Annotated in this window: 18 protein-coding genes; 12 read left to right on the top strand and 6 right to left on the bottom strand. The window is 60.5% G+C overall.

Annotated features, from left to right (window positions below; all coding sequences use genetic code 11):
* Positions 1-105: 105 nt before the first annotated feature.
* Positions 106-999 carry a DMT family transporter gene (locus tag M5B99_RS14960; RefSeq protein WP_248804775.1) on the bottom strand — a complete coding sequence of 298 codons (894 nt, stop codon included), beginning with the start codon at positions 997-999 and terminating at the stop codon, positions 106-108.
* 144 nt (positions 1,000-1,143) lie between these two features.
* Here M5B99_RS14960 and M5B99_RS14965 point away from each other — a divergent pair, with 144 nt between their 5' ends.
* The 3 genes from M5B99_RS14965 (at position 1,144) to M5B99_RS14975 (ending at position 3,849) form a co-directional block, all read left to right on the top strand.
* On the top strand, positions 1,144-1,581 hold the full coding sequence (locus M5B99_RS14965) for an Lrp/AsnC family transcriptional regulator (RefSeq protein WP_100943811.1): 438 nt from the start codon (positions 1,144-1,146) through the stop codon (positions 1,579-1,581).
* A 235-nt stretch (positions 1,582-1,816) separates the two neighbouring features.
* Positions 1,817-2,872 (top strand): permease, encoded by a 1,056-nt coding sequence (locus M5B99_RS14970; protein WP_248804776.1) that lies wholly within the window; start codon positions 1,817-1,819, stop codon positions 2,870-2,872.
* Positions 2,873-2,934: 62 nt separating this feature from the next.
* Complete coding sequence (locus M5B99_RS14975; protein ID WP_248804777.1) at positions 2,935-3,849, top strand: LysR substrate-binding domain-containing protein; 915 nt, start codon at positions 2,935-2,937, stop codon at positions 3,847-3,849.
* Between the two features lie 42 nt (positions 3,850-3,891).
* On the opposite strand, the gene leuD is transcribed toward M5B99_RS14975, so the two are convergent.
* Positions 3,892-4,506, bottom strand: coding sequence for a 3-isopropylmalate dehydratase small subunit (leuD, locus tag M5B99_RS14980; RefSeq protein WP_248804778.1), 615 nt, complete (start codon positions 4,504-4,506; stop codon positions 3,892-3,894).
* The gene (gene leuC, locus M5B99_RS14985) at positions 4,503-5,924 is read right to left on the bottom strand and encodes a 3-isopropylmalate dehydratase large subunit (RefSeq protein WP_248804779.1); all 1,422 of its coding nucleotides are present in this window, start codon (positions 5,922-5,924) and stop codon (positions 4,503-4,505) included. Before leuC ends, leuD begins: the two co-directional genes overlap by 4 nt.
* Positions 5,925-6,206: 282 nt before the next feature.
* Here leuC and M5B99_RS14990 point away from each other — a divergent pair, with 282 nt between their 5' ends.
* Complete coding sequence (locus M5B99_RS14990; RefSeq protein WP_248804780.1) at positions 6,207-6,641, top strand: hypothetical protein; 435 nt, start codon at positions 6,207-6,209, stop codon at positions 6,639-6,641.
* A 66-nt stretch (positions 6,642-6,707) separates the two neighbouring features.
* Here the strand turns inward: M5B99_RS14990 and M5B99_RS14995 are convergent, their stop codons facing one another.
* Together M5B99_RS14995 and M5B99_RS15000 are read right to left on the bottom strand one after the other, a co-directional pair.
* The gene (locus M5B99_RS14995; RefSeq protein WP_248804781.1) at positions 6,708-7,208 is read right to left on the bottom strand and encodes a hypothetical protein; all 501 of its coding nucleotides are present in this window, start codon (positions 7,206-7,208) and stop codon (positions 6,708-6,710) included.
* A gap of 267 nt (positions 7,209-7,475) precedes the next feature.
* Positions 7,476-8,033, bottom strand: a complete 558-nt coding sequence (locus M5B99_RS15000; RefSeq protein WP_248804782.1) for an SDR family NAD(P)-dependent oxidoreductase — start codon at positions 8,031-8,033, stop codon at positions 7,476-7,478.
* Between the two features lie 227 nt (positions 8,034-8,260).
* On the opposite strand from M5B99_RS15000, the gene M5B99_RS15005 reads away from it, so the two are divergent.
* The 4 genes from M5B99_RS15005 to M5B99_RS15020 all read left to right on the top strand — a co-directional run bounded on the left by M5B99_RS15005 (position 8,261) and on the right by M5B99_RS15020 (position 15,785).
* Positions 8,261-10,255, top strand: coding sequence for a methyl-accepting chemotaxis protein (locus M5B99_RS15005; RefSeq protein ID WP_248804783.1), 1,995 nt, complete (start codon positions 8,261-8,263; stop codon positions 10,253-10,255).
* Between the two features lie 138 nt (positions 10,256-10,393).
* Positions 10,394-10,858: an SRPBCC family protein gene (locus M5B99_RS15010; protein WP_248804784.1), complete on the top strand. Its 465-nt coding sequence runs from the start codon at positions 10,394-10,396 to the stop codon at positions 10,856-10,858.
* Between the two features lie 197 nt (positions 10,859-11,055).
* Positions 11,056-15,423, top strand: coding sequence for an RHS repeat-associated core domain-containing protein (locus M5B99_RS15015; protein ID WP_248804785.1), 4,368 nt, complete (start codon positions 11,056-11,058; stop codon positions 15,421-15,423).
* An 8-nt stretch (positions 15,424-15,431) separates the two neighbouring features.
* Positions 15,432-15,785, top strand: a complete 354-nt coding sequence (locus M5B99_RS15020; RefSeq protein ID WP_248804786.1) for a hypothetical protein — start codon at positions 15,432-15,434, stop codon at positions 15,783-15,785.
* Between the two features lie 212 nt (positions 15,786-15,997).
* On the opposite strand, the gene M5B99_RS15025 is transcribed toward M5B99_RS15020, so the two are convergent.
* Positions 15,998-16,291, bottom strand: coding sequence for a hypothetical protein (locus tag M5B99_RS15025; protein ID WP_248804787.1), 294 nt, complete (start codon positions 16,289-16,291; stop codon positions 15,998-16,000).
* A gap of 364 nt (positions 16,292-16,655) precedes the next feature.
* Between M5B99_RS15025 and M5B99_RS15030 the strand changes: the two genes are divergently transcribed.
* The 4 genes from M5B99_RS15030 (at position 16,656) to glgA (ending at position 21,132) form a co-directional block, all read left to right on the top strand.
* Complete coding sequence (locus tag M5B99_RS15030) at positions 16,656-17,675, top strand: alpha/beta fold hydrolase (protein ID WP_248804788.1); 1,020 nt, start codon at positions 16,656-16,658, stop codon at positions 17,673-17,675.
* Between the two features lie 14 nt (positions 17,676-17,689).
* Positions 17,690-18,643 carry a D-2-hydroxyacid dehydrogenase family protein gene (locus M5B99_RS15035; RefSeq protein WP_248804789.1) on the top strand — a complete coding sequence of 318 codons (954 nt, stop codon included), beginning with the start codon at positions 17,690-17,692 and terminating at the stop codon, positions 18,641-18,643.
* Between the two features lie 271 nt (positions 18,644-18,914).
* Complete coding sequence (locus M5B99_RS15040) at positions 18,915-19,232, top strand: hypothetical protein (protein ID WP_248804790.1); 318 nt, start codon at positions 18,915-18,917, stop codon at positions 19,230-19,232.
* 334 nt (positions 19,233-19,566) lie between these two features.
* Entirely contained in the window at positions 19,567-21,132 is a 1,566-nt protein-coding gene (gene glgA, locus M5B99_RS15045) for a glycogen synthase GlgA (RefSeq protein WP_248804791.1), read from the top strand.
* The last annotated feature ends 13 nt before the right edge of the window (positions 21,133-21,145 follow it).

The raw sequence follows: 21,145 nt of genomic DNA on the forward strand, positions 1-21,145 counted from the left end.
AGCGGAGCTTGCCCGCGAAGCTTCTGGCGGCCTTGCCGGCGCCATCGCCGGCAAGCCGGCTACCTACCGTGCGGTATTGAACGTGGCTCTGATGAGTCCTGCCCCTCAGCGCACAAGCACCCGTTTGAAGCCCAGCGTCCAGCCCTGTTGCATCCCCGCCGCCGCCAGCAGAATGGCAATCACCCCGACCCACTGCACCAGCACCAACTGATGACCGAAGGCGAACCAGTCGACGAAGATCGCCGCAATCGGATAGATAAAGGACAGAGCCCCGGTCATGGCCGTCGGCAATTTCTGGATGGCGCCATACAGCAACACATACATCAAGCCGGTATGCACCATCCCCAGGGTCAGCAAGCTGCTCCACGCGCTCGGCTGCTGGGGAAACCCGCAAATATGCGCCCAGGGTGCCAACAACAGCACCCCGGTGCAGACCTGGACCAGGGCGATCAGGTGCGGCGGCGTCCCCGTCAATCGCTTGATGATCAGCGCCGCGATGGCATACAACAACGCCGCCGCCAATGCCAGGCCGATACCCAGCAGATACTCGCCACCACTCCCTCCCGATTGTCCGTGGGCACTGACAATCGCCAGCATCCCGACAAACGCCAAGCCTAGCCAGAACAATTTCTGCGCGCTGATCTTCTCGCCGAGAAACAACGCCGCCAGGCCCACCAACATAAACGGCTGGACGTTGTAGACCGCCGTGCCGATGGCTATCGAGGCGCGGGAATAGGAGGCGAACAGCAGTACCCAGTTACCGACGATTGCCACGCCGCTGAGCACCGCCAGCAGAAAGGTGGTGCGCGTCAGGATGCCCGGGCGCAGAACGCCCATGACGGCGCAGATCACCAGCAAGGTCAGCGCACCGAACAGGCAGCGCCAGAACACCACGTCCAGCACCGGCTGGCCGGATACCAGCACGAACCAGCCGATGGTTCCCGAGATCAACATGGCCGCGATCATCTCCAGCGAGCCGCGATGCAGTGATGTGTTCATGAATAAGTTCCTGTGAGCCGCCTTGGGTGGATGGCAAAAGTATGCCGATTGCCCCACCCGCTTCTCCAGCACCAGAAACAGGTTAAACTATGCTCCTGCCTTTTTTATCAAGGCAACTTTAACGTTTTACCTAACGAGGAAGCCATGACTGACGAAATCGACCATTTATTGATCAGCGCCCTGATGAGCGACTCACGGCGTTCGCTCAAGGCCCTGGCGCAGGTCAGCGGGCTGTCCTCGCCCAGCGTCGCGGAACGCTTGCGCCGGCTGGAGGAACGCGGCGTGATCAAGGGCTACACCGTCGATGTGGAGCCCAAATCCTTCGGCTACCTGTTGCAGGCCATCGTACGAATTCGCCCCCTGCCCGGCCAGTTGCAGGAAGTGGAGCGACAGATCCAGGCCATCCCCCAGTTCACCGAATGCGACAAGGTCACCGGCGATGATTGTTTTATCGCCCGCCTGCATGTACGCGACATGGAACAACTCGACACACTGCTGGACCGGCTCAACCACCATGCCGAAACCAATACCGCGATCGTCAAGAAGACGCCGATCAAGCGCCGCCTGCCACCGATGACTTGAAACAACCTGCTCGACACGGTCACGGAAAAGAACACCCAGGCCCCGGGAAATGCGCCCTCAAGCAGGTCGCCCTGCACGCGTGAGTCGGCGACGCCACCGGCTCGGCACGCTATAAGAAATCGCCCACATCCCGATAGGCCGAAACCTTCAACATACGTGGGGTCCAGCGGCTGGCGCAGACCTGCGGCTGGGTTATCATTCACCCATCACCTTTCATCCACCGGATACCCTTCCCATGCAAACTCTTACCCAAGCCCCCCCCGCCCGAGGCTGGTCGCTCTGGTGGAAACCGCTGCTGTTTCTCGCCGTCGCCGCCATCGGCCTGTACTACGTCAAATGGTCGCCCTACTACGCCAAGGCCTTCGTCGCCGCCGACAGCCACAGCATCGGCGCCTCGATCATCAACGACAACCCGGCCTCGCCGGTCGCCGCCGCGCTGGCCTATGCCCAGGTGTACTTCCTGGCGATCTGGAAAGCCGCAGTGCTGGCGGTGATTCTCGGCTCGCTGTTACAAGTGCTGATTCCCCGCGACTGGTTGCTGCGCCTGTTCGGCCGCGCCGGTTTCGCCTCGACCTTGCGCGGCGGACTGTTCGCCCTGCCCGGCATGATGTGTTCGTGCTGCGCGGCACCGGTGGCCGCCGGGATGCGTCGACAGAATGTCTCGGTCGGCGCGGCGCTGGCGTTCTGGATCGCCAACCCGGTGCTCAACCCGGCAACCCTGGTGTTCATGGGCTTCGTGCTGGGCTGGGGCTTCACCGCGATCCGGCTGGTGGCGGGCCTGGTGCTGGTGCTGGGGGTTTCACTGGCGGCACAACGGGTGGCTCGTCCGGAAACCCTGCCGGAAGCGGCGGTGGAAGCCGTGGTCGATGCCAGCAGTCCGGACCAACACAGCTTCATGGCACGCTGGGGCAAGACCCTGTGGCAACTGTTCTGGACCACCATCCCGATCTATATCCTGGCGGTGCTGTTGCTCGGCGCGGCGCGGGTCTGGCTGTTTCCCCACGTGGATGGCGCCATGGGCAACAGCCTGCTGTGGCTGGTGCCGCTGGCAGTTATCGGGACCTTGTTCGTGATTCCGACGGCGGCTGAAATCCCCATCGTGCAGACCATGATGACCCTGGGCCTGGGCACCGCGCCAGCGGTGGCGCTGCTGATGACCCTGCCGAGCATCAGCCTGCCGTCGTTGCTGATGCTGCGCAAGGAGTTCGACGCCAAGGTGCTGGTGACCGTGGCCGTGCTGACGATGCTGGTGGGCGTGGCCAGCGGCCTGGTGGCCATGCTGGTCCTGTAATCGGCAGCCCCCATCCGATGCTATTCTGGCGGCTCCTGCCGCCAGCGTTCGTTGCTTTCCCCATGAACCAAAAGAAAGATACCGTGCCCCTGCCCGAAGACCTGCGCGTATTCCTCACCGTTATCCGCAAGGCCGGCTTTGCTGCCGCCGCCGATGAACTGGGACTGTCGCCCGCCTACGTCAGCAAACGTATCCAGATCCTCGAAACCACCCTCGCCACCCGCCTGCTGCACCGCACCAGCCGGCGTATCGCCCTGACCGAGGACGGCGAACGGGTACAACGCTGGGCCGTGCGCATTCTCGAAGACTTCCAGCAACTCAACGACGAACTGTCCGAAGCCCACGACAACCCCAGCGGCCGCCTGCACCTGTGCAGCAGCTTCGGCTTCGGGCGCAATCATGTGGCCCCGGCTCTGTCGCTTTTGGCCGAGCGTTACCCGGACCTGGAGATCCGCCTGGACCTGTTCGACCGCGTGGTGGACATCGTCAGCGAGGGGTTCGACCTGGAGATCCGCGTGGGTGACGATATCCCCGGCCAGCATATCGGCCGACGCCTGGTGAGCAATCGCCGGGTACTCTGCGCAGCGCCGGCCTACCTGGAACGGCGTGGCACACCGCAGCAACTGAGCGAACTGGAACAGCACGACTGCCTGGTGCTCAAGGAACGCGATAACGCCTTCGGCGTCTGGAACCTGGAATGCGATGGCAGCCAGGACAGCGTGCGGGTGCGCGGGCCGTTATCGTCCAACAGCGGCGAGATTGTCCTGCAATGGGCACTGGACGGACGCGGCATCCTGCTGCGCTCGCTGTGGGACGTCAAACCGCTGCTGGCGCAGGGTCGACTGGTGCGGGTGCTGCACGACTACACCCAGAGCGCCAACGTCTGGGCGGTGTACCCGACACGGCTGGCGTACTCGGGCAAACTGCGGGTGTGCGTGGAGTTTCTGCAGGAGCACTTTCGACAACTGTCGATTTGAGGGCTCCTGCAGCTCGGTGTCGCCGATGTCAGAGTCAGACACTCAAGCCAACCAGGGATTGGCCTGCAAATGCGCGCGCTCGAACGCCTTGATCGCCTCGCTACGCTGCAAGGTGCTGCCAATGGCATCCAATCCCAACATCAACGCCGTCTTGCGCAACGTATCGATCTGGAACTCGATGACACTGCCATCCTGTAAACGGATCTGCTGGCACTCAAGGTCAATACTGATCTCGGCACTCTGCGGCTGGCTCACCACCTGCCCCAGACGCTGGGCTGTCGCCTCGTCCAGGGTGATCAACAACACCCCGTTGCGCTGGCAGTTATCGTAGAAAATCCCGGCGAAACTGCTGCCGATCAGCGCCCGGACCCCCATCTGCTTCAAGCCCCACACCGCGTGCTCACGGCTGGAGCCACAACCGAAGTTCGGCCCCACCACCATGAAGCTGGCGCCTTTCCAGGCCGGCTGATTCAGCACGAAATCGGGATTGAGCTCTCCAGAGGGTAAAAACCGCAGGTCGAAGAACAACCCACGGTCCAATCCGTTGCGATCGATCCCCTTGAGAAACTGCTTGGGCATGATCACGTCGGTGTCGATATTGGCCGCCAGCATCGGCGCGGCCTTGCCGGTGACTTGGGAAAACGGCTGCATGCTCATGGCCTTGGTTCCAGGTAACGAATATCGGTCAGGTGTCCGGCGATGGCGGCGGCGGCCACCATTGCCGGGCTCATCAAATGCGTGCGCGCCCCGGCCCCCTGGCGTCCTTCAAAATTGCGGTTGGTACTGGAGGCGCAGCGGTCACCGGGTTCAAGGACATCGTCGTTCATCGCCAGGCACATCGAGCAACCCGACTGCCGCCACTCGAAACCGGCGTCGATAAACACTGCTGCCAGGCCTTCTGCCTCGGCCTGATCACGCACCTGGGTGGAGCCGGGCACGATCATCGCCCGCACATGCTTGGCCACATGCTGACCGCGAACCACACGGGCTGCGTCACGCAGGTCCTCGATTCGCGCGTTGGTGCAGGAACCGATGAAGGCATGGCTGATCACGATCTCGTTCAACGGCATGCCGGCTTCCAGTCCCATATAGTTCAGGGCGCGGCGCATGTCCTGGCGCAGGATCAGATCGCTGATGTCTTGCGGGTCCGGCACGCCCGTGCCAATGGACGCGACCTGGTCCGGGCTGGTGCCCCAGGTGACCATGGGTTCCAGCGCGCAGGCATCCAGCTCGACTTCACGGTCGAACCGCGCGCCGGCATCCGTGCGCAGCTCCCGCCAACGGCTCACGGCCTGCTCCCAGAGCTTGCCCTTGGGCGCCCGGGGCTTGTCCTTGAGGTAGGCGAAGACTTTCTCGTCCGGCGCCATAAAGGCCCCGCGTGCCCCCGCCTCCACCGCCATATTGCAGATGGTCATGCGCGCCTCGACGCTCAGGGCATCGATGGTCGAGCCGCGGAATTCGATGGCATAACCGGTGGCCCCGGACGCGCCGATCTGGCCGATCAGCGCCATGATCACATCCTTGGAGGTCAGCCCCGGCGCCAGTTCACCGCTGACCGTGACCCGCATCGTCTTCAGCCGCTTGTAGACCAGGGTCTGCGACGCCAGCAGATGCTCGATCTCCGAAGTACCGATACCGAAGCCAAACGCGCCGAGGGCGCCATAGGTGGTGGTGTGGCTGTCACCAGCGGCGACCACCATCCCCGGCAGGATAAAGCCCTGCTCCGGGGCGATCACATGCTCGATGCCCTGGCGCTTGTCGAGCACATCGAACAGTTCGATGCCGAAGTCGGCACAGTTTTCGGCCAGATAGGACACCTGCCGCGCCCCACCGGCGTCCGCCATGGCGGCGACGCGCTTGGGCGCGGTGGGGTTCACATGGTCGACCACGGCCAGCGCGGTTCCGGCGCGCCAGACACCGCGCCTGGCTTCCCGCAGGCCGCTGAAGGCTTGCGGGCTGGTGTATTCGTTGATGACCTGACGGTCGATATACAGCAGGACATGGCCCTGGTCATCGAGGCGACACACCGTATGGGAATCGATGTGCTTGTCGTAGAGGGTTCTTGCTTGAGTCATGGTGGCGCTCGCAGAAATGAAGGTACGCGAGGCAGTCGGACCACGGCGGCAGGCCGACAGGCGTCACGGTCATCATAGGCGGCGAAAACGGACCATCAATGGCTGGAAGGTGATGCCTAGACACATGGATCGTGTTCAATCGGACGAATTGAGATTGTCATGACGGCGTCATAACCGACACAATAGAAAGGTACTACAGGATATAGCAAAATGACCGACAGCCAAAAACACACGTCAACTTGAGCTATAAAATAGAAAGGACAGGAACTGAAAGGAATTCTGATGATCACAGACACAGGTAACGGTACCAAAAAGCTTGGAGTGCTGCTAGCAATGAGACCCAGCCTATCGAATCTCGTCAAGTCACAGAAAATCGCATTGGGCCTTGCATTGTTCGGCATTGCCGCGCTGTTCGCTGCCAAACGATTGATCGAGTGGGCCCTGCAGGAGCCGGTAGCCGAATCTTGGGTAGACCTGACGCTCGTGCTGACGGCCTACCTGTATTTTTTCATGATCCCGGTCCTACAGGCCCATATCTGCAAAAAGCTGAGAAGGCGTGCTGCCCGTCTGCAAAGGCGTGTACCGGAACAGGTTAACCCACCCGGCTATGCCGTAACGGCTTCCCACCGGCGGGAGAAGCCGCTGGACGAGAGCTTGACCCAGCCAGTCGGGTCCAAGCCAAGACCCGTGCTCCATGGCAAGTCGCTGGGCGGCTGACAGCCGACACAAACAGAAATGGGGAGCCACGCTCCCCATTTCTTTGTCTGCTCACAGGTAAACGGATCAGACTTTCGTATCAATCGACATGCTGGCGCCGGAACTGGCGAACTGCTGCAGGTTCAGCAACACGTTAATCGCCTTCTTGTATTCCGGAATCATATGGTTGGAGAACTGGTCGCTCGAACTGCCACTTTGCAGCGTACTGATCTGGCCGGCGAAATAGTCCAGCGCGTTGAATTTCTCGCCTGGCTTGCTTTTCGTACCGGCCGTGGCCAGCAGGCCGGCGGTGGTCGTGCTGATCAGGCCATTTTCCTTGAGGATATTGCTGTACTTGGTCAGCTGATCCGGGGTGACCGATTTCGGGTCGAAGCCCTGGAACTGTGACTGCAGCTTGTCCTTCTGCATCTTCGCCGTGTCGAGGGCAGTCGGATCCCTCGGGATGTTGTTGAGCACCTGCTTGTTCTTGATTTCCTGCAGGTTGGCGTTCTTCGTGCTGGCGGCCTTGCGCTCAAACACACGTGTGCTGAGCGCCGTGGCCCAGGCGACGACCGAACCGCCGCTCATGCCCGAGCTCCGGCCATACGGTCGCGGGTGGTGTCACCGTGCTGCTGCGGTCCTCGCAAGGCGGGCATAGGCTGAGTCCTGTCAAAGAGGGAATAAGGGATGATCGTGGTTATGTAACAACACTGTACCGATAAATATACAATCTTTGTTACAGGACGCCCATCTAAAATATGTATTGCAATTGTGGGTTGGCCCGGGACCGTCAACGGACGCCTGGACCGGGGTGACCGGGCCTGGGCAGGCGCCCGTGGAAACAGGAAATGCCGATTACGTCCGATTAATGGAAATTCCACCATCGCTCATCAGGCTCGATCCCGTCGTGAAACTCGATGCTTCAGAGGCGAGGTAGAGCGCTGATCGCGCAATCTCCGGGAAGCCAGCGGTGTGGCCAACGAAGGTCGAGGTGAAGATAATTGAACCGCCGCCTCGCTTTACCATCGCTGGAATTTGATATTTCGCACCCAGGAACGCACTGGTCAGGTTTGTATCGAGAATGGCATGCCAGGCTTCGGTTGAAATATCGGGAACCGATGCACTTTCGCCTGTCGAACCGGCGTTGTTGAAGGCAATGTCGAGCCCCCCAAAACGACCGACGGCGATCTCCACCAATCTCGGGGCCAGTTTCTCGTCTTTGATGTCCCCTGCGACGGCAATCGCTTGACCTCCGCCATTTTCAATCTCGGCGACAAGTGAGTCCAACTCGGCTTGACGGCGCGCCGTTACGACGACTTTCGCGCCCTCCTTCGCGAATAACTTTGCCGTCTCGTAGCCAATACCTGAACTCGCGCCCGTTACAATTGCCACTTTTCCTGATAGCTGTTTCATCTTCTGAACCTTGCATCAATTCCATTTCGGAAGCTCAGCATAGGGAGGCGGCTCTCTCCAACCGATCCGTTTCTTGCTGTCACATTCAGCCCCCCTTTCATCCTGGCGCCCTGCATTTCTTGCACGATCGTACCTAAAGCTCCTTTGGCTCAAGCCGATAACCGGACGAAGCCCTGACTAGATCAGGCTGACCGAATAATAAAAGCCGCTTTGCAAGGACAGGTCCCATGCCTATGTTCCGTACGATCCAAGCCCGCTACACGCTGTTTCTGGTCCTGTTCGTCCTGCTGTTGTTCGTCCTCACCGTGGTCGGGATCAGCCAGTTGGTTGCGCCGACGTTGCGCAAGACCGAGGAACAGGTCGTACTCAACCGCGTGGCCGAAGTGGCCGAGCAGATCAAGAACGAGTTGAACAAGGTCCAGGCCCAGCAGCGCAGCATCACCCAGACCATCCCCCTGCTCGACAGCGACACCATCGACAAGGTCCTGCCCGGCCTGGTGGATCAGTACGGCGAACTGAAAGTCTTCGGCGGCGGCATCTGGCCCCTGCCCGGCCAGCGCACGCCGGGGCGGAACAAGCACAGCACCTTCTGGCACCGCGATGCCAATGGCCAGTTGAAGGTCAATACCTTCTGGAACAGCGCCGAAGCGCCCAACTATTACGAGCAGCCCTGGTACAAGGGCGGCATGGCCACCCCACGCGGCCAGTGCGCCTGGGCGGCAGCCTACAAGGATGACGCCAGCCAGGAGCCTCGCACCAACTGCGCCATGGCCATCCAGCGCGACGGCGTGCCGTACGGCGTCTCGACCATCGACGTGACCCTGGGCTTTTTCAACGACCTGGTGGCGCGCAAGGAAAAAGACATCGGTGGTGAAATGTTGATCGTTGAAGCCGACGGCAAGATCATCAGCAACAGCACCCATATCAACAGCCCGGTGGTACTCAAGAACGTCAGCGACCTGGCCGGCAGCTCGGCCTTCGCCGCGCAGGTCAAGACCGCCCTGCAAAACCGCGACGCCGCGGCCCTGCGTGTGGAGTTCAACAACGACGGCGTGGCCAGCACCTTCTTCATGCGCCCTATCGAAGGCACCCCCTGGTTCCTCGCCACGGCCCTGCCGACCCAGTTGATCACTGCCCAGCGCGATGACGTGCTCAATACCCTGGCCCTGCTGCAGATCCCGATGATCGTGCTGCTGGTGCTGTTGCAGGTGTATGCCATCCGCCAGTTGATCAACCGGATGCGCGCCCTCAAGTCCAATATCGACGCGCTGTCCACCGGCGATGCCGACCTGACCCGGCGCATCACCATCCGCGCCGAAGATGAGCTGGGGGCCATCGGCCACTCGGTGAACCGCTTTATCGTCTACCTGCAGAACATGATCGGCGAAGTCACCCAGGCCACCGGCGACATGGCCTCCAGCCTGGACAAGCTGCAACAGACCTCGGCCCATACCAACCAGATCCTCAGCCGTCACGCCTCGGAAACCGAACAGACGGTCACCGCCATCACCGAAATGAGCGCCACCGCCGACACCGTGGCCGAGAACGCCGCCGAAACCGCGGCCTTCACCCAGCGCGCCAACGAACACGCCGACCGTTCGCGGGTGGTGGTGGGCGAAGCTTCCAGCAGCGTGGTCGCGCTGATCGACGAGGTGTCCAGCGCCACCCACAAGGTCGAGAGCATGCAGCAGGACGCCCAGCGCATCACCGAGATTCTCGGGGTGATCGGCGCCATTGCCGGGCAGACCAACCTGCTGGCCCTGAACGCCGCCATCGAGGCCGCCCGCGCCGGCGAGCAGGGTCGCGGCTTCGCGGTGGTGGCCGACGAGGTTCGCGCCCTTGCCGCCCGGACCCAGGCCAGCACCTCGGAAATCAACGAGATGCTGACCCGCCTGACCCAGGGCGTCAGTTCGTCGGTAGCGGCCATGGAAAATACCCAGGCCAGCTGCCAGTCCGCGGCCGACGCCACGGCACGGGTCAACGCCGGGCTCGATGAAATGGCCGGCTCCGTCAGCCATATCAACAGCCTCAGTACCCAGATCGCCACGGCTGCCGAACAGCAGAGTTCGGTGACCGAAGAGATCAACCGCAGCATGGTGCAGATCCGTCATATGGTCGAAGAACTGGTGCAGAGCGGCCACGCCACCGATGACAATACCCGCAGCCTGCTGGACGCCAACAACCGTGTCAGCGCGTTGATGGGCCGCTTCAAGGTCAAGTAACCCCCTGCCGGTCGTGCCTGCCCCGAGTGGGCACGACCGCCGGTCTTGTACCGATTTTGTACATCACGAAATACTTTGTATCACCTATGCTCATCATTGTTTCCGCCCTTTAACAAGGAACGCAGTCGGAGCAGAGCCATGGGACAACCTTCTTTCCAGCCTTATGCCAAGACGCTCAGTAACGAAATCCATATAGAAGCCGATATAGAGACGGTCTACGCCTACGTGACCCAGCCCGATCACTGGCACGAATGGCACCCCACCTCCGTCAGCGCCGATAACAGCATTCATGGCCCCTTGCCCAAGGATCATCGCTTCACCGAAATCATCGACCTGCTGGGTTTGCGGATAGAGATGAACTATCGGGTGGTCATCGCCGATGCTCCGGTTGAGTTCAAGATGGCCTTCACCTCCCCGGTGGTCGATGGCTGCATTTATTACAGCCTGCACCGTGACGGTTATGGCACGCAGTTCACCCGTACCCTGCAATACATCACCGAACTGAATCTGAGCGGTTTGCATGCGCGTATGGTCGAGCTCTCGACCCGGGCGATGGACAACCTCAAACACCTGATGGAAACGCCGAAGCGCTCTACCGCCTGAGCCGATCCAGATGTACTGATCGTCAGTGCTTGGCTCGACTACTTTCTGGCTGTTTTCTATACGCCAACCTTGAGAGTCAAGTAATTTCATGCGTACTTTGAAGAATAATCCGATCAATCAAATCGACTTTTCTCTCTAAAAACTCTTCGAGCAGCATGTTCCGATTGATGCCTTAAATGGACATGGAACACTGCTTGATGACCGACACCCCCTGGGCCGCCCGCGAGGGCGATGCTTTGCTGCACACTCCGATGATGGCCGACGTTCTCGGCGGGGTACTGGAAGTGACGGCGAATGTCGCCATCGGTGCCCTCGCCACGGCAGCGGTGGTCGGCGCGGCGGGCGTTACGGTCGCCACCGGTGGCCTGGGTTGCGTGGTGCTGGGCGCGGTGGTCGGCACCGTTGTCGGGGTCGGCATGAGCGAAACCGGTACCGACCAGAAGCTCGCAAATCTGTGCGAGGGCCTGTCCAACCAACTGTTCCCGCCTACAGTCCAGGCCCATATCAGCAGCGGTTCGACCGACACCTTTATCAACGGCCTGCCGGCGGCGCGGGCGGCCGGGAAGATCGGTCAGGTGCCAGCCGGCGATTCGACCGAACCCAGCTACCTGAACATCGCTGAGGGTTTCTTTGCCCAGTTGTGGCGACCCACCATCGCCACACCGGTGCCCGGCGCGCTGCCCCGTTCCCAGGATGGCGTGGCCTGCGACAAACACCCACCCATGCCCGAGGCCTATATCGCTGAAGGCTCAAGCAAGGTCTTTATCAACGGCCAGCCCGCCGCGCGCACGGGGGATCGCAGCACCTGCGAGGCCAGGATCGGTGCGATCAAGGGGCTGATTTCGCCCAACGTCATTATTGGTGGCGAACCGGTGGTGGTGCGTGAGATTCGTAGCGGCAAGACGCCCGGTGTGGGATTGGCGGTAACCACGCTCTTGCTGCTGCGTGGCTCGCGAGGCCGGTTTTTCAGCCAGTTGCCGTGCATGGTGGTGGGTGGCGCGGTGTCCCTGGGCACCAGCCAGGCTATCGGCGCCTTGAGCCGCGCCACCGCAGGGTCGCCGAACCCTGTACACGCCGCAACGGGGGCCAAGGTTCTGGGGGGCACGGACGAACTGGACTTTGTCCTGCCCGGCCTCCTGCCCATCGACTGGCAACGGTTCTACAACAGTCGCGATGAGCGTCACGACAGTTTGCTGGGCACGGGTTGGAGCCTGCCCTATGAAATCGGCGTGTGTATTGAGGCACATCCTGATGGCGGCGAACGGCTGATCTACACCGACGAACAGGCCCGGCGTATCGACATGGGCACGATCCCCCTCGGCGGTGCGGTGTTCAGCGCCGGGGAAGGCTTGGTGGTACGACGCAATGGCAACGGCCAGTTGCTGATTGAAAGCGACGACGGCCTTTATCGACTCTTCGAACCGACCCTGGCCGATCCTTCGGCCCTGCGCATGAGCCAGTTGGGCGACCGCAACGACAATCGAATCTATCTCGACTATGACGAGTCGGGAAAACTGATTCGTCTGCGCGACACCTTCGAACAGGTGCAGGTGGAGCTGATCTACAGCGCCCAGTGGCCCCGGCGTGTCAGTCGGATCGAACGCTTGTACCCCGATCAACAGCGCGAAGTGTTAGTCAGCTACGACTACGACAGCAGCGGCGACTTGAGCGAAGTGCGCGACGGCCTGGGCCAGGTGCAACGGCGCTTCGCCTACGATAATGCTCGGCGAATGGCCGAACACCAATTGCCCTCCGGACTGCGCTGCTTTTACCAGTGGGCGCAGGTCGAGGGGCTTGAATGGCGAGTGGTGCGGCACTGGACCGATGACGGCGACGAGTATGTATTCGACTACGACCTGAGCAACGGCATCACCCGTGTCACCGACGGTTTGAAGCGTGTGAGCAGCCGCCGTTGGAACCCGCAGTACCAGATCACCGAATACACCGACAATCTCGGCCACTCCTGGCAATTCGAGTGGAACGACGAACGCCAGTTGCTCGGCGCCACCGATCCCCAAGGCGGGCAATACCGGTTCAGTTACGACGAGGCCGGCAATCTCACTCATACCCTCGATCCGTTGGGGCGCAGCGAATCGACCCTGTGGCTGGAACACTGGGCTTTGCCACTGGTGGAGACCGATGCAGCCGGCAACCACTGGCACTACCGCTACGACCCCCGCGGCAACTGCACCCACGAAACCGATCCGCTAGGACAGGTCACCCAATACCGCTTCGATGCCATGGGCCAGCCGGTGGAAATCATCGATGCCTTGGGCAAAAGCCAAACCTTGCAGTGGAACGACCTCGGACAACTGATCCAACGGACCGACTGCTCAGGGCAGCCGACCAAGTTCCGCTATGACCCACGCGGCTATTTGCAGACGGTTATCGATGCGCTGGGCGAACACACGACCTACCAGCACGATGCGCGGGGGCGATTGCTGCAAAGCCGGCAGCCGGGCGATCGCGTCGAACAGTACCTGCGCGATGGCAGCGGTCAACTCATCGGTTATGTCGATCCGGCGGGATACCGCACCACCTATCAATACGACCGTCGCGGACAGGTGCGCCAGCGTATCGATGCCCATGGCCGACAGGTCGAGTTTCGTCATGACGCTTATGGCCGCTTGCAAGCGCTGACCAACGAGAATGGCGAGCGTTATCGCTTCGCCTGGGATGCCAATGATCGGTTGATCCGGCAGCAGGATCTGGACGGCAGCGCCCGGCAGTACGGTTATGACGCACTGGATCACACCACCCATGTGGAATATGTTCCAGCGTCCCTCGGCAATGATCTGGCGCAAACGCCAGGAGAAACAGTCGGTCCCATCGTTCATCAGTTGCAACGCGACGCGATGGGTCGGCTGATCGCCAAGGTCACCGATGATGGGCGTACCGAGTACGTCTACGACCCGCAGGACCAACTCACCACCATTACCTTTACCGACAACCACGGTAACAAACAAAGGCTTGGCTTCGCCTATGACGCCCTGGGCCAGTTGCGTGAGGAACAGAGTGCGGCGGGCAGCCTGCGGCATCACTACGATGAGCTGGGCAATCTGCTCCAGACGCAGTTGCCGGATGGGCGTTGGCTCAACCGGCTGTATTACGGCAGCGGCCATCTGCACCAGATCAATCTGGACGGCCGGGTCATCAGCGATTTCGAGCGCGACCGTCTGCACCGCGAGGTATCGCGGACTCAGGGCCAACTCAGCACGCGTAGCGAGTACGACCGTATTGGACGCCTGCGTTCACGCTTGCGCCGACCTTCCAACCTTCCGCCGGCACTGCCCGCGCCGGTGCAAAAGCATTTCGAGTACGACCCCAGCGACAACCTGATTGGCCGTGAAGATCGCGATAAACACACTCGCCACGAACAACGTCAACTCTTGCACTACGACGCCACCGGTCGAATCATCGCCACTCAGGACAGTGTGCAGGGCCAGAACGAAACCTTTGCATACGACGCCGCCGCCAACCTGCTGGACGGCCCACCAGCCGGCGCCGGATGGGTGGTGCACAACAAGCTGTTGACCTATCAGGACAAGCGCTACCGCTACGACGGCTTCGGCCGAATGATCGAAAAACGCAGTGCCATACAAGGGTTACAGCGTTTTGTCTATGACGCTGAACACCGCTTGATCGAGGTACGCAGTCAAAAAGGCGAGCGGGAAACGGTCGTGAAAATGACTTATGACCCGTTGGGCCGACGCATCGCCAAGACCGAGCACGACAACGGCGGGTATTTGCTGGGCGAAACGCGTTTCACCTGGGATGGCTTGCGGCTCTTGCAGGAGCACAAGAACACTCAGTCCAGCCTCTACCTCTATGCCGACGAAGGTTATGAACCGCTGGCGCGGGTCGATGGCAGCGGCGACTTGCAGAAGATCCGCTATTACCACAACGACCTGAACGGCCTGCCCGAGCAACTGACCGAAGCCGATGGCACCACAGTGTGGAAGGCGAGATATCGCGTTTGGGGCCATACGGTCGAAGAGATACGCGAACCGTATTACATCGAGGAACAGAACCTGCGGTTCCAGGGCCAGTATCTGGACCGCGAAACGGGACTGCACTACAACACGTTCCGGTTCTATGATCCGGAGGTGGGACGGTTTACCACGCCGGATCCGATTGGGTTGATGGGGAACCTCAACCTGTACACCTATGCACCGAATCCAATAACGTGGATTGATCCGTTTGGTTGGAAAAAATGCGGCACTGGAGAGTACAAAGACGTTGGTGGTCATCATGTGCACGCCAAGGCGGGCTTTAAGAACAATACGAAATATGATCCTAAAAAGGGTTTCTCATTGAGCCAGCACTACATGGACAAACTAGGGCTAGATCACCAAGCCATGACCGCTTACCAGCGCCAAGCCTTTAAACAACTGCACCTAAGAGGAAAGCCAAACACGCTCTCGGCACATACCAAAATTGCGGTTGATGCCCTTCAGGCAGGAGGTGCGACCAGCCAACAAGCCAGAAGCCTTGCCGCGCAGTCGCTGTGGAACCTGCGTCAACAAGGTGCTAAAACACCCACCAACATCCCCTGGTATCAATAGGTGACAGAATGTCTGATAAAAAAAATCTCGATAGCTTCGGAAAGCAACTCATCACTTCGGTTCGAGATCGCTCCATTGAAAAATTCGAAAAAATCACAATTGGCGCTCTAAAGTCACAGAAGGCTCTAGAGCTTCATAAACTTATCCAACAGTTCGACGAAAATCAAAAAAAAGTCATTCGAACGCTAATTATCGAAAGCATTGATAACACCATATTCAACTTTCTCGACATGATCGAACAACACGAAGACAACATCAAGCTAATAGTTTCAAATAAAAATATCAATGAAATAAGCGATGGACTATCTGGCGAGCTTTTAACTGAAGACGGCTGGATAGAACGATTCAGCAAATTAAAATAGCAAGATGACCAAAAACCTGTTTTTTTGAAGGCATAGCAGAGCGGATGTGTATGATCCAAAAATCAAAATTTGGTGGGAGCGGCGTTATGGTGAGGGGGGAAGGAGTGACAGGGTGAGTAACCCTATGGGGTCAATCTCTCCAAAAACACGATTCAGAACAGCGATGGATCTATCTTAGCTTTCAGAAAATAGATCCACACCTTTTTAAAATTTTAGACAATATCCGACAGAGAAGAAGCCTGGCGATTTGCCTGCAACGCCTTGGACTCAACGACCGTCCATATATCATAACCATCACGCAGCAATAGCGCGGCGCCCTGAATGAAGTGAGTCAAATCTTCATAGTCGATCTTACTCAAGGTGATGCAGGAAAGGCTGTCGATCATGTCCTTGCCAGCACGCATCCGCTCGCTGCCGTAGGCATGCAGATCAACGAGCGAGGCTCGGGTATTGATCAAGAGAACATGGCGATTGGTACAAGTAGGGGTAAGCAGTTGGTAAGTCATATACAACTCCATTGAGGTCAGGAGCTACCACATTTGCGACCAAGCAAATTAGGGGTGGCAGCTATACGCAGGTTGGTCGACCGGGCCTCAATGACTCCCAGCACACCCGAGGGTGTCCTGCGCACAGCCGCCATGACACGAAACCGAGGGCGAAAAAAAACGCCTTCATTCGGATGGTGGCGCTTGTGCGCATTGAGGTAGACGGGCGACCAAGCCCGGTCGTTGAATTTGCAACGACGATTAGATCATAGCCATGAAAGAGCCGTAGGCGCAACCGACACCACGCAGGGACCTCGTGTAACACTCTTAATCCAGGGTTAATCGCCGCTCACCAGCATCGCTCCGATTCTTCTGGAGATCCTGTATGTCGAATGCTCGCGCGCTCCTGCTCGGCGGCCTGTTCCTGGCCGCGTCCCTGCCTGTCCTGTCCCGCGCGGCCGAAAGCCCGGCCTATGGCCCGGAACTGCAAGGCTTCGAATACCCTTATCCGGTTCAGCATTTTACCTTCCAATCCCAGGGCAAGTCCCTGCAGATGGGCTACATGGACGTCCCGCCCAGTGGCAAGGCCAACGGCCAGAACATCGTGCTGATGCACGGCAAGAACTTCTGCGCCGCTACCTGGGACTCGTCGATCAAGGCCCTGAGCGCCGCCGGCTACCGTGTGATCGCCCCGGATCAGATCGGTTTCTGCACCTCCAGCAAACCGGACAACTACCAATACAGCTTCCAGCAACTGGCGAGCAATACCCACGCCCTGCTGGAAAAGCTCGGCATCGAGAAAACCCTGGTGCTGGGGCATTCCACCGGCGGTATGCTCGCCACCCGCTATGCCCTGCTCTACCCGCAACAGGTCGAACGCCTGGCGCTGGTCAACCCCATCGGCCTGGAAGACTGGAAAGCCCTGGGCGTGCCCTACCGCAGCGTCGATCAATGGAACGAGCGCGAGCTGAAACTCAACGCCGAGGGTATCCGCAACTACGAACGCAGCACCTACTACGCCGGCCGCTGGAAACCCGAATTCGACCGCTGGGTCGATATGCTCGCCGGCCTGAACAAAGGCCCCGGTCACGTCGCGGTCGCCTGGAACTCGGCGCTGATCTACGACATGATCTTCACCCAACCGGTCTATTACGAATTCAAGGACCTGAAGATGCCCACCCTGTTGCTGATCGGCACCGCCGACACCACGGCCATCGGCAAGGATATCGCACCGCCCGAGGTCAAGGCGCGTCTCGGACACTACGACGTGCTCGGCAAACAGGTGGCGAAACTGATCCCGCGCTCGACCCTGGTGGAGTTCCCCGGCCTCGGTCACGCGCCGCAGATGGAAGAACCGACCCGTTTCCACAAGGCCCTGCTCGGCTGGCTGGCCCGCAAACAATAATGAGGAAAGAGTGAATGACCCTGCAGATCGCGGTAATCGATGACTGGCAAGGCGTGGCCGCCGCTGCGGTGGACTGGAGTGTCTTGGGCGCCGTGGGCCAGGTCAGTTTTCTCCACGACTACCCGGCCGATACCGCGACCATGGCCGAGCGTCTGGGCAGCTTCGAGGTGATCTGCGTGATGCGTGAGCGCAGCCCGTTCAACGAGGCCCTGCTGCGCCAACTGCCGCGCCTGAAGCTGCTGGTGACCGCTGGCATGCGCAACGCCGCCCTCGATATCAAGGCCGCCAACGCCCTGGGCATCCAGGTCTGCGGCACCGACAGCTACAAGCAGGCCGCGCCGGAGCTGACCTGGGCGCTGATCATGGCCGCCAACCGCAACCTGCTCAAGGAGGCCAACTCACTGCGCGCCGGGCACTGGCAGCAGGGCCTGGGCGGCGACCTGTACGGCAAGACCCTGGGCATTCTCGGCCTGGGCAGCATCGGCCAGCGCATCGCCGGCTACGGCAAGGCATTCGGCATGCGGGTCATCGCCTGGAGTGAGAACCTCACGGCCGAACGCGCCGCCGAATCCGGCGTGGAGTACGTCAGTAAAGTCGAGCTGTTCAAGCAGGCCGACCTGCTCTCCGTGCACCTGGTGCTCAGCGAGCGTTCCCGCGGCCTTGTCGACGCCCAGGCCCTGGGCTGGATGAAGCCGTCGGCCTACCTGATCAACACCGCGCGCGGGCCGATCGTCGACGAACAGGCGCTGATCGTGGCGCTTGAGCAAGGCCGGCTGGCCGGTGCCGCCCTGGACGTCTTCGAACAGGAACCGTTGCCCGCCGACCATCCGTTCCGCACGCTGGACAATGTCCTGGCCACCCCCCATGTCGGCTATGTCAGCCAGAACAACTACCGGCTGTTCTACAGCCAGATGATCGAGGACATCCAGGCCTGGGCCGCCGGGCAGCCGATCCGGCTCCTGAGCTGACACGCGACGGCCTGGCTGGCGCAATAGATAATCACCTCCACAGCAGCTTCGCGCCTTCGTTTACTCACTCCTGAAGTGCCGTCACCTTCGACGGCACGCCCAGGAGAACCGGCATGACCCGACCCACTTTCGAACTCGGCGGCTGGAGCCAGCCCCTCAGCCGCGAACCCATGCCCCATTTCACCCAAATGATGTACGCCATGGTGACCAACCTCGACGGCCTGACCACCGGCACCGCCAGTACACCCGGCTGGAGCCCCGCGACCGGATCGTGCACTATTGCCACGCCAGCCGGATGTGGACCGATGCCGAAATCGAGCGCTATATGGGCCAGTCCCTGGAGCGCACCCTCGCCCATGGTGCCAGGGCCGGCCAACTGATCCTGGCACTGACCAGCCGTGGCCTGAGCGATCACAACTTGGCGTTATTCCTCGACCAGGTGACCCGGCAGCAGATCGGCGGGCTCTATATCTGGGCGTACCACCAGCTACTCCCCAGTCACCAACGCACCATCCTCGAGCATCTGGGCTTCGAACCTGCGCCAGCAGCGTGCAGCCGTTCCGGGGCCGCCGTCCAGGATTGCCTGTGACATAGATCAAATGCACCCTACTTTCCCAATATTCGTCTAAACAACGCCCTCCACGGCGGCGACATCTCTCCTACACTGACTTTCGGGCCTGCTGACCGCTCAGTCATTTCCGCGAAAAAAAGTCGAAACTTCTGAACCAGCGGTCGGTCAGGTTAAAGGTAGGGCCTCTATTTCGGGTGTTGCGAACAGAGGCATCCCCACTCCTTTCTTGCCTCCGTGCGACGAGCATTCTTCGCCCAGTCGCCCGGAACCAGTGTGTCCGACCAAAGGAAGCGGTTTGGGCACGCTGTATGAAAGAAAGGATGAACCAGATCAAATAAGATGGGAGAGACACATGATCAGCGCTGCGTTGGGAACTCAGGAAGAGCATTTGAATCAGGCCAGCGAAGCGGTCCCCGTGTCAGCCCCCTTGGCGGGAGGAAAACCTGTGTTGACGGCAACCGCTGTCAATTCCAACAAGAAAAAGGTGCTGTTTGTCACCTCCGAATTCGCCGACCTGGTCAAGACCGGCGGCCTGGGCGACGTATCCGCCGCACTACCCCGGGCGATGCACCACCTGCACGATGTGCGGGTGCTGATCCCCGGTTATCCGCAAGTAATGAACAGCGACAACCCGATCCATATCATCGGCGAACTGGGGGGCCACGCCGCACTGCCACCGTGCAAGATCGGGCGCATGGACCTGCCCGACGGCCTGGTGATCTACGTGCTGATCTGCCCCGAGCTCTACGAGCGTGATGGCACCCCCTATGGCGCCAACAACGGACGCGACTGGCCGGACAACCATATCCGCTTTGCCCGCCTGGGCCTGGCGGCGGCCGATATCGCCGCCAACCTGGCGCAGATCCACTGGACCCCGGACCTGGTCCACGCCCACGACTGGCCGGCCGGCCTGGCCCCGGCTTACATGCACTGGCGTGGCCAGCGCACCCCGACCCTGTTCACCATTCACAACCTCGCCTATCAGGGCGTGGTCAGCCTCGCCTGCTGCCCGGAACTGGGGATCCCGCCCCACGCCCTGCAACAGGAAGGCATGGAGTTCTATGGCAAGTTGTCGTTCCTCAAGGCCGGCATGGCCTACTCCAGCCATATCACCACGGTGAGTGCCACCTATGCCCAGGAAATCACCACGCCGCAATTCGGTTGTGGCCTGGACGGATTCCTCGCCAGCAAGACCCACCAGGGCCTGCTCAGCGGTATTCCCAACGGTATCGACGAGAGCTGGGATGCCGCCACCGACAGCCACCTGGTCCACCCCTTCACCCCGGGTGACTGGGAAGGCAAGGCGGTCAACGCCGCCCATGTGCGCAACCTGTTCGGCCTCGAACCGTCGACCGGGCCGCTGTTCGCGGTGGTTTCGCGGCTGGTCTACCAGAAAGGCCTGGACCTGACCGAAGCGGTCAGCGAAATGATCGTCGCCGAAGGCGGCCAGATCGCGATCATCGGCCGTGGCGAACCGGAAGAGGAACAGGCCATGCGCCAACTGGCGCTGCGCTTTCCCGGCCAGGTCGGGGTGCGCATCGGTTTCAATGAAACCGATGCCCGGCGCATGTTCGCCGGCAGCGATTTCCTGCTGATGCCCTCGCGCTATGAACCCTGCGGCTTGAGCCAGATGTACGCCCAGCGCTTCGGCTCGCTGCCGGTAGCACGCAACACCGGCGGGCTGGCCGACACCATCGAGAACGGTGTCACCGGCTTCCTCTTCGACGAGTCCACCGTGGAAAGCTATGCTCAAGCGCTACGCCGGGCATTCAAGGTGTTCGCCTATCCGCCACTGCTCAACGCCATGCGCTGCCGTGCCATGGCCGCGCCGTTCAACTGGTGCAAGGCGGTGGAGCCCTATGCCGAGCTGTACCAGAACCTGGTGAGCAAATCCCGGAGCAGGTCGGGCCAGCACTGAGGAGGTCTTCATA

The organism is Pseudomonas sp. MWU13-2100 (assembly GCF_023242365.1).
Taxonomy (GTDB): domain Bacteria; phylum Pseudomonadota; class Gammaproteobacteria; order Pseudomonadales; family Pseudomonadaceae; genus Aquipseudomonas.

Excerpts from the sequence above, each read along its gene's own strand:
- M5B99_RS15030 (WP_248804788.1), top strand. The coding sequence starts at position 16,656 with ATGTCGAATGCTCGCGCGCTCCTGCTCGGCGGCCTGTTCCTGGCCGCG.
- glgA (WP_248804791.1), top strand. The coding sequence starts at position 19,567 with ATGATCAGCGCTGCGTTGGGAACTCAGGAAGAGCATTTGAATCAGGCC.
- M5B99_RS15025 (WP_248804787.1), bottom strand. The coding sequence starts at position 16,291 with ATGACTTACCAACTGCTTACCCCTACTTGTACCAATCGCCATGTTCTC.
- M5B99_RS14970 (WP_248804776.1), top strand. The coding sequence starts at position 1,817 with ATGCAAACTCTTACCCAAGCCCCCCCCGCCCGAGGCTGGTCGCTCTGG.
- M5B99_RS15020 (WP_248804786.1), top strand. The coding sequence starts at position 15,432 with ATGTCTGATAAAAAAAATCTCGATAGCTTCGGAAAGCAACTCATCACT.
- M5B99_RS15035 (WP_248804789.1), top strand. The coding sequence starts at position 17,690 with ATGACCCTGCAGATCGCGGTAATCGATGACTGGCAAGGCGTGGCCGCC.
- M5B99_RS15005 (WP_248804783.1), top strand. The coding sequence starts at position 8,261 with ATGCCTATGTTCCGTACGATCCAAGCCCGCTACACGCTGTTTCTGGTC.
- M5B99_RS14995 (WP_248804781.1), bottom strand. The coding sequence starts at position 7,208 with ATGAGCGGCGGTTCGGTCGTCGCCTGGGCCACGGCGCTCAGCACACGT.
- M5B99_RS14960 (WP_248804775.1), bottom strand. The coding sequence starts at position 999 with ATGAACACATCACTGCATCGCGGCTCGCTGGAGATGATCGCGGCCATG.
- M5B99_RS15010 (WP_248804784.1), top strand. The coding sequence starts at position 10,394 with ATGGGACAACCTTCTTTCCAGCCTTATGCCAAGACGCTCAGTAACGAA.
- M5B99_RS15000 (WP_248804782.1), bottom strand. The coding sequence starts at position 8,033 with ATGAAACAGCTATCAGGAAAAGTGGCAATTGTAACGGGCGCGAGTTCA.
- M5B99_RS14990 (WP_248804780.1), top strand. The coding sequence starts at position 6,207 with ATGATCACAGACACAGGTAACGGTACCAAAAAGCTTGGAGTGCTGCTA.
- leuC (WP_248804779.1), bottom strand. The coding sequence starts at position 5,924 with ATGACTCAAGCAAGAACCCTCTACGACAAGCACATCGATTCCCATACG.
- M5B99_RS15015 (WP_248804785.1), top strand. The coding sequence starts at position 11,056 with ATGACCGACACCCCCTGGGCCGCCCGCGAGGGCGATGCTTTGCTGCAC.
- M5B99_RS14975 (WP_248804777.1), top strand. The coding sequence starts at position 2,935 with ATGAACCAAAAGAAAGATACCGTGCCCCTGCCCGAAGACCTGCGCGTA.
- M5B99_RS14965 (WP_100943811.1), top strand. The coding sequence starts at position 1,144 with ATGACTGACGAAATCGACCATTTATTGATCAGCGCCCTGATGAGCGAC.
- leuD (WP_248804778.1), bottom strand. The coding sequence starts at position 4,506 with ATGAGCATGCAGCCGTTTTCCCAAGTCACCGGCAAGGCCGCGCCGATG.